Source organism: Nocardiopsis alborubida (genome assembly GCF_012396365.1).
Taxonomy (GTDB): Bacteria; Actinomycetota; Actinomycetes; order Streptosporangiales; family Streptosporangiaceae; genus Nocardiopsis; species Nocardiopsis alborubida.
Genome location: NZ_JAAXPG010000001.1, coordinates 382,052 through 396,617, shown reverse-complemented (window position 1 = coordinate 396,617; position 14,566 = coordinate 382,052). Strand labels below are relative to the sequence as shown.

General features: G+C 72.5%; 12 protein-coding genes. 5 read left to right on the top strand and 7 right to left on the bottom strand.

Features of this window, described 5'->3' with window-relative positions:
* The first annotated feature begins 111 nt into the window (after positions 1–111).
* On the top strand, positions 112–1,758 hold the full coding sequence (locus HGB44_RS01830) for a DNA repair helicase XPB (RefSeq protein WP_061079452.1): 1,647 nt from the start codon (positions 112–114) through the stop codon (positions 1,756–1,758).
* A gap of 73 nt (positions 1,759–1,831) precedes the next feature.
* Here the strand turns inward: HGB44_RS01830 and HGB44_RS01825 are convergent, their stop codons facing one another.
* Positions 1,832–2,068, bottom strand: coding sequence for a hypothetical protein (locus tag HGB44_RS01825; RefSeq protein WP_017563581.1), 237 nt, complete (start codon positions 2,066–2,068; stop codon positions 1,832–1,834).
* 260 nt (positions 2,069–2,328) lie between these two features.
* On the opposite strand from HGB44_RS01825, the gene HGB44_RS01820 reads away from it, so the two are divergent.
* Positions 2,329–3,345, top strand: coding sequence for a R2-like ligand-binding oxidase (locus HGB44_RS01820; RefSeq protein WP_061079453.1), 1,017 nt, complete (start codon positions 2,329–2,331; stop codon positions 3,343–3,345).
* 15 nt (positions 3,346–3,360) lie between these two features.
* Here the strand turns inward: HGB44_RS01820 and HGB44_RS01815 are convergent, their stop codons facing one another.
* On the bottom strand, positions 3,361–4,413 hold the full coding sequence (locus tag HGB44_RS01815; protein ID WP_061079454.1) for a zeta toxin family protein: 1,053 nt from the start codon (positions 4,411–4,413) through the stop codon (positions 3,361–3,363).
* 130 nt (positions 4,414–4,543) lie between these two features.
* Positions 4,544–5,839: a glycoside hydrolase family 6 protein gene (locus HGB44_RS01810; RefSeq protein WP_061079455.1), complete on the bottom strand. Its 1,296-nt coding sequence runs from the start codon at positions 5,837–5,839 to the stop codon at positions 4,544–4,546.
* Positions 5,840–6,006: 167 nt separating this feature from the next.
* Here HGB44_RS01810 and HGB44_RS01805 point away from each other — a divergent pair, with 167 nt between their 5' ends.
* The 3 genes from HGB44_RS01805 (at position 6,007) to HGB44_RS01795 (ending at position 10,195) form a co-directional block, all read left to right on the top strand.
* Entirely contained in the window at positions 6,007–6,429 is a 423-nt protein-coding gene (locus tag HGB44_RS01805) for an NUDIX hydrolase (RefSeq protein ID WP_061079456.1), read from the top strand.
* 74 nt (positions 6,430–6,503) lie between these two features.
* A complete protein-coding gene (locus HGB44_RS01800; RefSeq protein WP_061079457.1) occupies positions 6,504–8,246 on the top strand; it encodes an ABC transporter transmembrane domain-containing protein in 1,743 nt (580 codons plus the stop codon).
* Positions 8,243–10,195 carry an ABC transporter ATP-binding protein gene (locus HGB44_RS01795; RefSeq protein ID WP_061079458.1) on the top strand — a complete coding sequence of 651 codons (1,953 nt, stop codon included), beginning with the start codon at positions 8,243–8,245 and terminating at the stop codon, positions 10,193–10,195. Before HGB44_RS01800 ends, HGB44_RS01795 begins: the two co-directional genes overlap by 4 nt.
* Here the strand turns inward: HGB44_RS01795 and HGB44_RS31710 are convergent.
* From HGB44_RS31710 to HGB44_RS01775, 4 genes are all read right to left on the bottom strand, one after another.
* Complete coding sequence (locus HGB44_RS31710) at positions 10,156–10,653, bottom strand: hypothetical protein (protein WP_231972347.1); 498 nt, start codon at positions 10,651–10,653, stop codon at positions 10,156–10,158. The genes HGB44_RS01795 and HGB44_RS31710 overlap by 40 nt on opposite strands.
* 35 nt (positions 10,654–10,688) lie before the next feature.
* Positions 10,689–12,320, bottom strand: a complete 1,632-nt coding sequence (gene groL, locus HGB44_RS01785; RefSeq protein ID WP_061079459.1) for a chaperonin GroEL — start codon at positions 12,318–12,320, stop codon at positions 10,689–10,691.
* 392 nt (positions 12,321–12,712) lie between these two features.
* The gene (locus tag HGB44_RS01780) at positions 12,713–13,546 is read right to left on the bottom strand and encodes an ABC transporter permease (protein WP_061079460.1); all 834 of its coding nucleotides are present in this window, start codon (positions 13,544–13,546) and stop codon (positions 12,713–12,715) included.
* Positions 13,543–14,514 carry an ATP-binding cassette domain-containing protein gene (locus HGB44_RS01775; protein ID WP_061079461.1) on the bottom strand — a complete coding sequence of 324 codons (972 nt, stop codon included), beginning with the start codon at positions 14,512–14,514 and terminating at the stop codon, positions 13,543–13,545. Before HGB44_RS01775 ends, HGB44_RS01780 begins: the two co-directional genes overlap by 4 nt.
* Positions 14,515–14,566: the final 52 nt, after the last annotated feature.

The following is a 14,566-nucleotide window of genomic DNA, read 5'->3' as shown; positions in this document are numbered from 1 at the left end:
CGGGTCCAGGACGGCCCGCGAGGGTACGGGCACGGGTCCCGCGGGCATGATCGGGGGTCCGGATGCGTTGCATCTGTGGCCGCCCCCGCCCCGCGAGATTGAAGGTCCGTGTTGTCCTGCCTGATCGTCCAGTCCGACAAGACGCTCCTGCTGGAGGTCGACCACGAGCTCGCCGGCGAGTGCCGCCGGGCCATCGCCCCCTTCGCCGAGCTCGAACGCGCGCCCGAACACGTGCACACCTACCGGATCACACCGCTGGCCCTGTGGAACTCCCGTGCCGCCGGGCACGACGCCGAGCAGGTCGTGGACGCGCTGATCCGGTTCTCCAAGTTCCCGGTACCGCACTCGCTGCTGGTGGACATCGCCGAGACGATGGACCGCTACGGGCGGCTGCGGATCGTGGGCGACCCGCGGCACGGCCTGGTCCTGGAGTCCTCCGACCGCGCCGTGCTGGAGGAGGTCGTCCGCGCCAGGAGGCTCAAGGGCATGCTGGGCGAGCGGCTGGGCGAGGACTCGGTCGCCGTGCACCCGAGCGAGCGCGGCAACCTCAAGCAGGCGCTGCTCAAAATCGGCTGGCCGGCCGAGGACCTGGCCGGGTACGTCGACGGCGAGGCGCACCCGATCGACCTCGACCAGGACGGCTGGGAGCTGCGCGGCTACCAGAAGGAGGCCGCGGAGAGCTTCCACGCGGGCGGGTCCGGCGTGGTGGTCCTGCCGTGCGGCGCGGGCAAGACCGTGGTCGGCGCGGCGGCGATGGCCATGACCGGGGCGACCACGCTCATCCTGGTGACGAACACGGTGTCGGTGCACCAGTGGAAGACCGAACTGCTGCGGCGCACCTCGCTGACCGAGGACGAGATCGGCGAGTACTCGGGCACCCGCAAGGAGATCCGCCCCGTCACCATCGCCACCTACCAGGTCATGGCGGCCAAGCGGAAGGGCGTGTACACGCACCTGGAGCTGTTCGACGCCCGCGACTGGGGCCTGGTCGTCTACGACGAGGTGCACCTGCTGCCCGCGCCGATCTTCCGGATGACCGCCGACCTCCAGGCCCGGCGCCGGCTGGGCCTGACCGCGACCCTGGTGCGCGAGGACGGCTGCGAGGGCGACGTGTTCTCACTGATCGGCCCCAAGCGCTACGACGCCCCGTGGAAGGACATGGAGAACCAGGGGTGGATCGCCCCCGCGGACTGCGTCGAGGTGCGGGTGGACCTGTCGGAGGCCGAGCGGCTGGCGTACGCGACCGCCGAGCCGGAGGACCGCTACCGGTTCTGCGCCTCCTCCGAGACCAAGACCTCCGTGGTCCGGGAGATCGTGGAGCGCCACCCCGAGGATCAGGTGCTGGTCATCGGCTCCTACATCGACCAGCTGGACGAACTCGGCGCGTCGCTGGGCGCGCCGGTGATCAAGGGCGAGACCCGCAACAAGGAGCGCGAGCGCCTCTTCGACGCCTTCCGCTCCGGAGAGCTGAGAACGCTGGTGGTGTCGAAGGTGGCGAACTTCTCCATCGACCTGCCCGAGGCCGGTGTCGCGGTGCAGGTGTCGGGGTCCTTCGGCTCACGGCAGGAGGAGGCGCAGCGGCTCGGCCGGGTGCTGCGCCCCAAGTCCGACGGCCGCGCCGCCCGCTTCTACGCCGTGGTGGCGCGGGACACCCTCGACCAGGACTACGCCGCGCACCGGCAGCGCTTCCTCGCCGAGCAGGGGTACGCCTACCGGATCACCGACGCCGGCGACCTGCTGTCGGGCGAGGAGATCTGACCGGGGCGGGCGGCTCCGGCCGCGTCCCGGCGGGGCGCGGCCGCCCGGGGGCCGCCCGCGGGGCGCCCGCCGCTCAGAAGGACGGCAGGCCGCCCATGACGTAGGTGCCCGCGGCGATTCCCCAGGCCACCAGGGAGTAGCTCAGGGTGCGGGTGCGCAGGAGCCGGTCGCCCCGCACGGACGGCGCGGTGAAGGCCGCCACCAGGAGGGCCATGCCGAGCAGGGCGGGGATGGCGGAGGCCAACGCGAAGAGCTGGGTCTGGGAGGCGCACGCGGTGTAGCCGGATGTGCCGGGATCACCACAGAACACGTCGTTCCCCGATCGTTCGGTGCGGTCGGTACTCCCCGACCGTACCGTTTCGGCGGGGGCGCGCCGTCAATGGCCACGGCCGTATCCCGGCTCCCCGCGGCTGCCGTCCGTCTCCGCGCGCCCCGCGCCCCGCGCCCCGGAACCCACCGAGCCGGATTCGGTTTTTGACCCCGCGCATTCCATTCGCTCTTTACACGAACCCCTCCCGTGTCCAATCATGAGGGCACAGCAGCTCCCCCCGGCAGCCAGGAGGTCCCCCCGTGCCCGACTCTCCCGCCAGCACCCCGTCCGCGCCAGCCACGCCCGCGCCCTCACCCGCGGAGTACCGCACCGGCTTCCACTCCCTCCGGGGCGGCGGCCTGAACTGGGACTCGCTTCCGCTCAGGCTGTTCGCCAAGGGCAACGCCCGGTTCTGGAACCCGGCGGACATCGACCTGAGCCGGGACGCCGAGGACTGGAAGAAGCTGGGTGAGGAGGCCCGGGCGCGGATCCTGCGGCTGTGCGCGTTCTTCGTGGCGGGCGAGGAGGCGGTCACGGAGGACATCCAGCCCTTCCTCCGCGCGATGGCCGCGGAGGGGCGCCTGGGCGACGAGATGTACCTGACCCAGTTCGCGTTCGAGGAGGCCAAGCACGTCCAGGCGTTCCGGCTGTGGCTGGACGCGCTCGGGGTCCGCGAGGACCTGCACGGCTACGTGGACGCCAACCCGGGCTACCGGACGCTGTTCCACGAGGAGCTGCCCGGCTCCCTGGAGACGCTGCTGGAGGACCCGAGCCCCCGCAACCAGGTGCGCGCCTCGGTGACCTACAACCACGTCATCGAGGGCTCGCTGGCGCTGACCGGGTACTACGCCTGGAACCACGTGTGCACGGTGCGGGACGTCTTCCCGGGGATGCGCCAGATCGTGCGCAGGATCGGCGACGACGAGCGGCGCCACATGGCGTGGGGCACCTTCACCTGCCGCCGCCACGTCGCGGCCGACGACGCCAACTGGGACGTGGTGCGCGAACGGCTGGACGAGCTGCTGCCGCACGTGATGTCCACGGTGGAACGCGGTGAGGAGCCCTCGGACGACCCGGCGACCCGGCGCTACGAACTGCCGCCGGGGGAACTGGTCCGCTACGCGGGCGACCGCGCGCTGCGCCGTCTCGGCGCGATCGAGTCCGCGCGCGGGGTGCCCCTGTCGCGGATCGACCTGGACGCCGCACCCGAGGAGCTGGAGGAGCGGTTCGGCGAGGAGGACCGGGAGGCCGTGCGGAGGCTGGCGGCACGGGGCTGAACCCGCCGGACCCGCTCAGACGGCGCTGCGCGGGGCGCTCCTGGGCGCGTGCCACAGCTCGCGGCGCCCGCGTTCGGCCTCCAGGGCGACGCGTCCGAACGGCTCGGTCCGCCAGTCGTCCTCCTCCCGGTGGTTGGCGTAGAGCACCTCGCCGTCGCGGGAGAGCACGTAGAGCGAGTCCACCAGCCGGTGGGTCTCCAGGAACTCCACCGTGTTGGGAACGCCCAGATAGAAACGGTCGTGGTGGAGTTCGGGCATCCACCTGCCGAAACCCTGGTCGGCGCGGGCCCGGGCGTAGCGGTCGGCGATCGCGAAGCCGCTGTTGGAACTGTGGGTGGCCACGAAGGCGACCTCCACCCGGTAACCGGCGTCGCGGAACCCCTCCACCCAGGACGCGGCCCAGTCGGCGCGGCCCAGGGGGTGGCTGCACACCGCGTCCACGCGGCCCGCGCGCAGGTGCGCCATGGCGAGCCCGTGCAGGCCGCCGACCTGCCGGGCCAGGGAGGAGGAGGCGGCGCGGTCGTCCGCGGTCATCGCCCACTCGTAGTCGGGTGCCAGGCGCAGCAGGTCGTCGCCGTCGTAGCTGACGGTGCCCTCGGGCAGGAAGGGCAGGATGAGGCGCTGGAGGGTGGACTTGCCCGAGCCGGGCTGGCCGCCGAGGAGCAGGAGCCGGGGCCGCTCGCGGGCCGGTCCGGTGAGCCGGTCGCGGAGCGCGAGGTCGAACAGCGCGTCCAGGTCCGCCCCGGCCAGGACCCCGCCCGGCTCCCCGGGGGTCGCGCCGTCGCGGACGCGGATCGGCTCGGCCCGCAGTTCGGCGACGACCCCGGGGAGTTCGCGGTTGACCCGGGCGACCTCCTCGTCGCCGAGGAAGGGCAGCCGGGCCTCCTGCGCGAGGAGCTCGGCGGCGCGCTCCCGGAGCCCGGTCCTGCTCAGGCAGGCGCCGACGGCCGCGCTGTAGAGGTTGTAGGCCCGTTCGCGGGCCTGCCTGGAACCAGCCTCCTGCGCGGGGAAACCGCCGCAGGCGCTGTCCTCCACCAGGGTCCGCTCGCCCACCTGTGGGATCGTCATCCGTGTCCGCCCTTCACCCACCGGGGATGCTAGTGCCTTCCCTGTCCCGGGGTGCGGGGTTCGGCGCTGTTGGCCGGAGGCGGCCAGGAGAACGGGGCGGAACGCGGCGCGTCCCGCCCCGTCAGACCGGTCAGGCCGCGGAGCACGTCACCTCGGGCGCGCTGTTGCTACCGCTGTGGGTCGCGGTGAACCCGAACTCGGTGCTGCCCCCGGCGCTGAGCGTGCCGTTCCAGCCGAGGTCGGACGCGGTGACCCGCGACCCGCTGCTGGCGAACTCGGCGTTCCAGCCCTGGCTGAACCGCTGTCCGTCGGCGTAGGTCCACGTCACGGTCCAGCCGCTGAGGGAGTCGTCGGCGGTGACCGTCACCGCCGCCTGGAAGCCGTTGCCCCACTCGCTGACGATCCTGTAGTCGGCCGTGCAGCCCTCGCCCGCGGGCGGGTCGGTGGGCTCCTCGGGGTCGGTGGGGTACTCGGGGGCGTTCACCGCCATGTCGTAGGCGGCCTGGGGCACGAACTGCCCCGCGGGCGCGATGCAGCCGTCGGCCTCGCCGGGCAGCTTGGTCCAGATGAAGGCGTCGATCAGCGGGTTGCCGGTGTCGGTGGTGCTGGGGCGGCCGATCATCCGCCCCGGCGGGTCGCACCACTCGTTCTGGGGCGCGGGGCCGTTGCCGTTGCGGCTGGTGTCGACCACGGCGCCGAGCCCGGGCACGCCCGTCGCCGCGATGACGGCCTCGGCGAAGGCGACCTCGTCGTGGGTCCAGTTGTAGTTGGAGGTGTTGGTGGCGATGCCGTGGGCGCTGTTCGCGACGTCCGCGCCGTTGAGCAGGTCGGCGGCCTCCTGCGGGTCCAGCCAGGCCGAGTTGCCGATGTCGAAGTAGACCCTGGCCTCGGAGGAGCCCTCCATGAGCGCCTTGCCCGCGTAGGCCATGGAGTCCAGGAGCTCGGACGGATCGCTACAGCCGCTCACCAGCGGCAGGGCGTCGGGCTCCAGGACGATGGTGGCGGACCGGCCCTCCAGGCCCGCGGCGACCTCGTCGACCCAGGCGCGGTAGGCGTCGTGGCTGGGCGCCCCGCCGCCGCTGTGGTTGCCGCAGTCGCGGCCGGGGATGTTGTAGACCACCAGAATGGGGGCCTGGCCCTGGGCGTCGGCGGCGCTGACCACCGCGTCCACGTCGTCGCGGACCTCGTCGGGGTTGTACTGGGTGAACCAGGTGGCCTGGGCGACCGAGGCGATGCGGTCGCGGATGACGTCGGCCCGGGGGTCGCCGGGATTCTCCTCGACCCAGACGGCCGCCGACGTGTTGGGGTTGACGTAGAACTCGGACTCGGCGGCCGAGGCGGGCGCTGTGCTGAGCAGCGCCGTTCCCAGGGCCAGGGCCGAGACGGAGCTCACTGCTGCTCCGATGGCTATGCGTGTGCGGGACATGAGCCTTCCTTCGGTGTGGTGTTCCCCGGTTTCCCCTGCTTCCCCGTTACTGCGCGCATGGGAGCGCTCCCAAAAAGTCACGTTACCCCGCGGAGTCCCTTTCCCCCAGGGGAGTAACGACTGTGTTCCCCAAAGGTGACATCCACGTCCTGACATAGGGTGGTCACATGTCGCCCACCCCGCCCTCCTCCCCCGCCGTCATCGACGCCCTCGCCTGGGTCCACGTCCACGAGGGGCGCCTGCTGTGCGTGCGCACCGACGGGGTGGACCTGTTCTACCTGCCCGGCGGCAAGCGCGAGCCCGGGGAGAGCGACGAGGCCGCGGTGGCCCGCGAGGCCCTGGAGGAGGTCAGCGTGGTGCTGCGTCCGGACACGGTCCGCCGGATCGCGGTGATCGACGAGGACGCCCACGCCCAGGGCCCGGGCGTCCGCGTGCGCCTGTCGTGCCACACCGCCGAGTACGACGGCCAGATCTCGGCGGACAACGAGATCGCCGAACTCGCGTGGATCGGCTTCGCCGACCGCCGGCGCTGCGCCCCGGCGGTGCGCCGCCTCATCGAAATCCTCCACGCCGAGGGCACCGTCGACTGACCGGGGCCCGGGCCCTCCCCGGCCCGGGAAAATGAGTGGCCCGTACCTGTTCCCCTGGTTACAGTTCGGGAACTGTGCGCACACTTCCCCAGCCCGCGGGCGTTCCCGAACGCCGGTCGGCCGACCGGTTCCTGTGGTGGCTCGTCCGGAGGGAGCGCCGCTCACTGCTGTGGTCGGGGACGGTCACAGGCGCCTTCATGGTCAACGGCGTACTCATCTCCGCCGCGCTCGGCGCCGCCCTCGACTCCGGGGTCACCCGCGGGGACCCGGGCGCCCTCCTGGGCTGGTTCGGCGTCCTCAGCGCGCTCGTCGCGACCGCCGTCGCCCTCATCCCCCTCGCCCACCGGGCCGAGTGCTTCAACTGGTACGCGTCCGCCTACCGGACCATCCAGGTGGTCACCAACCACTCCGTACGCATGGGTCCCACGCTCACCCGGCGGCTGCCCTCCGGCGAGGTGGTGGCCGTGGGCACCGAGGACATCGACCGCGTCGGAGACTTCTACGAGACGGCGGGGCAGATCCTGTCCTCCCTCTTGGCGGTGGCCGCGGTCAGCGCCTTCATGCTCACCTCGCACGTCACCTTCGGCGTCATCGTCCTGGTGTCGGTCCCGCTCATCATGGCGGGGATGGTGCCCCTGCTGAGCCTGTTCTCCCGTCGCCAGGAGCACCAGCGCGACCGGCAGGCCGAGCTCACCACCCTGGCCACCGACCTGGTCGCGGGCCTGCGCGTGCTCCGGGGCGTGGGCGGCGAGCGCACCGTGGACCACCGCTACCGCACCGCCTCCCAGCGGGTCCGCTCCGCCACCATGCGCGTGGGCTGGGTGGACGCCGCCCTCAACGCCGTGCGCGAGCTCCTCCCGGGCCTGCTCCTGGTCGGCATCGTCTGGTACGGGGCGCGCCTGACCCTGACCGGGGAGATCACCGTCGGCCAGCTCGTCGCCTTCTACGGTTACACCGGCACGCTGTCCATGACGGTGCGCCACCTGATGCGCTCCCTGTCCCTGTTCGTCTCGGCCCGGGTGGCCGCGGGGCGCGTGGTGCGCGTGCTGCGTCTGGAGCACGACCACCCCGACCCCGAGCGCCCCGAGCCGGAACCGACCGGCCCCTGCGACCTGCACGACCCGGGCAGCGGGGTGACCCTCGCCGCGCACCGCACCACCGGCGTGGTCTGCGCCGACCCCTCCGACGCCACCGCCATCGCCGAACGCCTGGGGCGCTACCGGGACGAGGAGGGCGCGGACGCCGTGCTGGTCGAGACGGACACCGGCCGGACCGTGCGCCTGCGCGACCTGCCCCGGTCCCTGGTGCGCCGCCGCGTCCTGGTGGCCACCAACGACGCGCACCTGTTCTCCGGAACCCTGCGCGGCGAACTGTCCCCGGACCAGGGGATCTCCGACGAACGCCTCGCCGAGGTCGTGCGCGCCGCGCACGCCGACGACGTGGTGCGCCAGTCCGCCGCCGGGCTGGACGCGCTGCTCACCGAGCGCGGCCGCGAGTACTCCGGCGGCCAGCAGCAGCGCCTGCGCCTGGCCCGCGCCCTGGCCCTGGAGCCGGAGATCCTGGTCCTGGTGGAGCCCGCCTCCGCCGTGGACGCCCACTCCGAGGCCGCGATCGCCGCCGGGCTGCCCGCCGAGCGGGCGGGGCGCACGACCGGCCTGGTCACCACCAGCCCACTGCTGCTCGACCACACCGACCACGTGCAGTTCGTCGAGGGCGGCCGCCTCACGGCCGAGGGGACCCACCGCGGTCTCCTCGCCGAGTCCCCCCGCTACGCCGCCACCGTCCTGCGCGCCGTTCCCGCGGAGGGGAAGCCATGACCCGGGCCGCCGACGACGCCGAGACCCTCGGCCCGCCCGAGGCGTCCGCGGCGTCCAGAACATCCGACGCGTCCACCGCGTCCCGGGCATCCGGGACGCCCGCCGCACCCGTCCCCGCACCCACGGAGCACCGCGCGACGGGACTGCCGATCGCACCGGTCGCGGCCGTGTGGAGGCGGCTGCGCCGCGCCGGGCGCGAGCACGGACGCCTGCTCGCCGTCGTCGTGCTCCTGTACGGGACGGCCGCGCTCATGGCGCTGGCCTCACCCTGGATCCTGGGCCTGATCATCGACACCGTGCGCGCGGGCGGGGCCTCAGCCGGGCCCCTCTCCGGAACCGCGGACCAGACGGCCTCGCGCGTCGACGTGCTCGCCGGACTCATCGTCGTGGCGCTGGTGCTGCACGCCGGGTTCACCCTGGCGTCCGTGGCGGCCTCGATCCGGTTCGGCGAGAGCGTGCTGGCCGAGCTGCGCGAGGAGTTCGTGCGCGCGGTGCTCCGGCTCCCGATGGGGGTGGTGGAACGGGCGGGTACCGGCGACCTGGTGGCGCGCACCGGCCGCGACATCGGCCATCTGAGCCACACCGTGCGCGTCTCGGTACCGGTGATGGCGGTGAGCTCGGTGACCCTGGTGGTCGTCACCACGGCGCTCGCCGTCCTGCACCCGCTCCTGTTGCTGGCGTGGCTGCCCTCCCTGCCCGTGCTGTGGGTGTCCACGCGCTGGTACGCCCGCAGGGCCCCGGACGGGTACGTGCGCGAGCTGGGCACCTACTCGGAACTGACCCAGAGCGTGACCGACACCGTGGAGGGCGCGCACACCATCGAGTCGCTGGGACGGCAGGCCCGGCGGATCGCGCTCAACGAGCAGAAGGTGGGCCGTGCCTACGCGGCGGAGCGGTACACGCTGTGGCTGCGCTGCGTCTGGTACCCGCCGCTGGAACTCGGGTACATGCTCCCGATCGCGCTGACCTTCCTGGTGGCGGGCCTGCTGTACGCGGACGGGTCGCTGAGCCTGGGCGGGATCGCCACCGCGGTCTTCCTCAGCAGGCAGATGGGGCGGCCCCTGGACCAGCTGCTGGACCAGGTGGACAGCCTGATGATGGGCTTCACGAGCATGCGCAGGCTGCTGGGTGTGGAGCTGGCCGGGGAACCGGCTGGGAAGGCGCCCCTGCCCTCCGTGGCGGACGCGCCCCGGACCGCCCGCCCCGGCGAGGTGCGGGTGGAGGACGTGCGCTTCGGCTACACCGGCACGGAGGTCCTGCACGGCGTCGACCTGGTGCTGGCGCCCGGCGAACGCCTGGCCGTGGTGGGCCCGAGCGGCGCGGGCAAGTCGACCCTGGGCAAGCTGATCGCGGGCGTGCACCCGCCCACCTCGGGCGGTGTCCGCGTGAGCGGGGCGCCGGTGTCGGCCCTGCCTCCCGAGGAACGGCGCGCGCGGGCGATCCTGCTGAGCCAGGAGAGTCACATGTTCCGGGGAACGATCGCCGAGAACCTGGCGCTGGCGTTGGACCGGCCCGAGGGCGCGGCCGCGGTGGACGAGGAACGCCTGTGGGAGGCCCTGGCCGCCGTGGACGCCGAGTCCTGGGTGCGCGCGCTGCCGGACGGGCTGGGCACGCGGGTGGGGTCGGGCGACGCCCCGCTGGACCCGGCCCACGTGCAGCAGCTCGCCCTGGCCCGCGTGGTGCTGGCCGACCCGGACGTGCTGGTGCTGGACGAGGCCACGTCCCTGATGGATCCGCGTTCGGCCCGCCACCTGGAGCGCTCGCTGGCGGGGGTGCTGTCGGGCCGTACGGTGGTGGCCATCGCGCACCGGCTGCACACCGCGCACGACGCCGACCGGATCGCGGTGGTGGAGGACGGCCGGATCAGCGAGCTGGGCAGCCACGACGAGCTGCTGGCCCGCGGCGGCTCCTACGCCGACCTGTGGCGGGCCTGGCACGGCGCGGGCTGAAAAACCCTCGGGCCGCCGCCCGCGTCCTCGGGAGGGCCGCTGGTCGGGGCAGAGACCTGATCCGCCGGGCAGGGGGTCCGTGACGGGTCGAGGACGACGTCCTCCGGCAGGACAACGAGGTCAGGCATGTAGAGCCGCTCGACCGTCTGCAACTGGATGCCCAGGGGCTGATAGACGTCCCAGCCGTCGGGAGGGACCTGCCCGGGCATCCGGTTCACCCGGACCGCGATGTGGTTGCGGGGGTCGGACGGGGGAGCCACGAGCACGACTCCGTTGTCATCGATGATCTCGGCCCGCCAACCGTCGGGCACGTCCAGCTCTCGCCAGGTGCCCAGCAGGTAGTCCCGTTGCGACAGTGCCGCCCGCGCCGGTTTCGCCTGGAGAAGGCGAAACCGGGCGGCCCCCGAAGGGGCCGCCCGGTCGTCGCGGGCGAGGTCGCGTATCCGGACCTCAGACACCTGCGGGCCCGGGGGCCCGAGATCTCACGGACCTGCTAGAAGTCCATGCCGCCCATGCCACCGGTCGGGTCGCCGGCGGGAGCGGCGGCCTTCTCCGGCTTCTCGGCGATGACGGCCTCGGTGGTCAGGAACAGACCGGCGATGGAAGCCGCGTTCTGCAGAGCCGAGCGGGTGACCTTGGTCGGGTCGATGACGCCGTCCTTGAACAGGTCGGTGTACTCGCCGGTGGCGGCGTTCAGGCCGAACCCGGGCTCCAGGTTCCGGACCTTCTCCGCCACGACGCCGCCCTCAAGGCCGGCGTTGATCGCGATCTGCTTGAGCGGCTCGGCGATGGCGCGACGCACGATGTCGGCGCCGATGGCCTCGTCGCCCTCCAGCTCCAGCTTCTCGAAGGCCGGGACGCTGGCCTGGAGCAGAGCGACACCACCGCCGGGCAGGATGCCCTCCTCGACCGCGGCCTTGGCGTTGCGGACGGCGTCCTCGATGCGGTGCTTGCGCTCCTTGAGCTCCACCTCGGTGGCGGCACCGGCCTTGATGACGGCCACGCCGCCGGCCAGGCGGGCGAGACGCTCCTGGAGCTTCTCGCGGTCGTAGTCGGAGTCGGTGCGCTCGATCTCGTTGCGGATCTCGTTCACGCGACCGGCGATCGCGGTGGCGTCACCGGCGCCGTCCACGATGGTGGTCTCGTCCTTGGTGACGACGACCTTGCGGGCGCGGCCGAGCATGTCGAGCTCGGTGCTCTCCAGCTTGAGGCCGACCTCCTCGGTGATGACCTGGCCGCCGGTCAGCACGGCGATGTCGCCGAGCTGGGCCTTGCGGCGGTCACCGAAGCCCGGGGCCTTGACGGCGACGGACTTGAAGGTGCCGCGGATCTTGTTGACGACCAGCGTCTGGAGGGCGCCGCCCTCCAGGTCCTCGGCGATGACGACCAGCGGGCGGCCGGCCTGGAGGACCTTCTCGACAACCGGCAGGAACTCGTTGTTGTTCGAGATCTTGGAGTTGACGATGAGGATGTAGGGGTCCTCGAGGACCGTCTCCATGCGCTCCAGGTCGGTGGCGAAGTAGGGCGAGATGTAGCCCTTGTCGAAGCGCATGCCCTCGGCGAGCTCGAGCTCCAGCCCGAAGGTCTGGCCCTCCTCGACCGTGATGACGCCTTCCTTGCCGACCTTGTCCATGGCCTCGGCGATGGTCTCGCCGATCTGGGGGTCGCCGGCGGAGATCGAGGCGGTGGAGGCGATCTGCTCCTTGGTCTCGATGTCCTTGGAGAGGTTGCCGAGCTCCTCGTTGATGCGCGCGACGGCGGACTCGATGCCGCGCTTGAGGCTGATCGGATTGGCGCCGGCGGCGACGTTGCGCAGACCCTCGCGGACGAGAGCCTGGGCGAGCACGGTGGCGGTGGTGGTGCCGTCACCCGCGACGTCGTCGGTCTTCTTGGCGACCTCCTTGACCAGCTCGGCCCCGATCTTCTCCCACGGGTCCTCGAGCTCGATCTCCTTGGCGATGGAGACACCGTCGTTGGTGATCGTGGGGGCGCCCCACTTCTTCTCCAGGACGACGTTGCGGCCCTTGGGGCCGAGCGTGACCTTGACGGCGTCAGCGAGCTGGTTCATGCCGCGCTCGAGGCCGCGACGGGCCTCCTCGTCGAACGCGATCAGTTTGGCTGCCATTGAGTTCTTGTCCTCCCGTGACCGGGCTGATACGCGATGGGACGAGGCATGCGCCCGCGACGGACGACCGCGGACCCTCCGGCAACCCTGCTGCCGGGGACCGCGATCTCGCAGCCTCGATCCGGTTAGCACTCAGTCAAGGCGAGTGCTAACCAGTTCCCTTTTTAGCACTCGACCCCGGCGAGTGCAAACGATGTGGTCACGATTTTCCATCCCGGCATTTCCGCATCTACCTGCACAAACACCGTATGACATGGGGGTTTCCGCGTTGAGCGGACGGAGTCGCGCGCCGGTTCGGCCTTCTCCCGGCGCACGGCTCCGGTCCCGCTCCGACCCGGTTCCGAGGCCGCCCCGACCGGGCCCCGCCCCGCCGCGCGGCAGTGGAGCCGAGGTCAGGAGCTGAGGCGGCGCATCGCCCGCGACCCCCCGGCCAGCGCCGCGACCGCCAGCACCACCGCCACGGCCCAGCCGACCGCGACCGACGCGTCCCACTGCCCGGCGAACAGGGCGCGCTCGGCGTCCACCACGTAGGCCACCGGGTTGGCCCGCGAGAGCGCGTACAGCCACGGCGGTGCCAGTTCCATCGGCAGCAGCACGCCGGACAGCAGCATCAGCGGCATGATCAGCGTCTGCACGATGGGCGCGAACACGTAGGTCTGCTTGACCGCCAGGGCCGTCAGGTACGACAGCGTGGACAGCCCCGCGCCCAGGACGGCGAGCAGGAGCAGCCCCACGACGGCGCCCGCGAACGACGCGTCGAACCCGAGCGGCACCACCAGCACGAGGATGAGCACCATCTGCGCCAGCATCATCGCCACGTCGCGCAGGACCCGTCCCAGCAGCAGGGAGACCCGGCTCACCGGGGTGGCCAGCAGCCGCTCGTGCGCTCCGGAGGACATCTCCGGCAACAGCCCGAAACCGGCGAACCCGGCCGTGAACAGACCGAGCATCACCAGCAGACCGGGGACGAACCACTGCCAGGGGTCCTGCCCCTCGGCACCGGCCAGCCCCGTCAGCAGGGGCGCGAACAGCACCAGGTACAGCACCGGTTGCAGCATGCCGAAGAACAGCATCAGCGGCCGGTGCAGGAACGGCCGCATCTGGCGGGCGAAGACGGTCGCGGTGTCGCGCAACAGGCCCGGCCCCCGCACCCCGGTCGCCTCCGTCCCGGTCCGCTCCTCCCCGGTCGCCTCCGCCGGGGTTCCGGTCACCTCGTGGAAGCTCATGCCCCCTCCTCCCTCAGGCTGCGTCCGGTCAGGGTCAGGAACACGTCGTCCAGCGTGGGCCGCTGCACCCGGACGGCGAGCAGCGGGACCCCGGCCGCGTCCAGCCCGCGCAGCAGCTCGGGCAGCACGGTGTCCCCGCGTTCCACGCGCAGGCGCACCTCGGCGTCGCGCCCCGCTTCCGCGAGCACCTCCGCCGTTCCGGCGGAGGGCACCCGCTCGGCGATCCCGGCGGCGGTGCGCGCCTGTTCGGCGTCCGGCACGGTGAGGCTGACCAGGTCGCCGGAGACCTTGCCCTTGAGCTCGTCGGCGGTGCCGTCGGCGATGACCCTGCCGTGGTCGATGACCAGGACCCGCTCGGCCATGTCGTCGGCCTCGTCGAGGTAGTGGGTGGTGAGCACGACCGTGGTGCCCATCCGGTCGCGCAGCCGGGCGATGTGCCCCCACAGGTTGGCGCGGCTGTGCGGGTCGAGTCCGGTGGAGGGCTCGTCCAGGAACAGCAGCTTCGGCTCGTGGATGAGCCCCATGGCGATGTCGAAGCGCCTGCGCTGTCCGCCGGAGAGCTTGGTGACCTCGCGGTCGGCGGCCCCGCCCAGCTCCAGCTGGTCGAGGAGTTCGTCGGCGCGGCGGCGCGCGGTGCGCCGGTCGAGCCCGTACAGCAGCCCCTGCGTGTACAGCTCCTCCCGGGCCCGCTGGTCCTCCCCGGCGCCGTGCCCCTGGCCGACGAAGCCGATCCCCCGGCGCACCCTGGCGGGTGCGGTGCGGACGTCGTGCCCCGCGACCACGGCGGTGCCCGAGGTGGGTTCCAGCAGGGTGGTGAGCATGCGCAGCGTGGTCGACTTCCCCGCGCCGTTCGGTCCGAGCAGGGCGACGAGCTCGCCCTCGGCGACGTCGATGTCGACGCCGCGGACGGCCTGGACGACCTCCTTGCCGACCCGGAAGTCGCGGGTCAGCCCACGTGTGTGGATCATCCCTCTCCTTATTAAAACTTGAGTACGAGAGAGAGTGTGCACCACCCCGGCG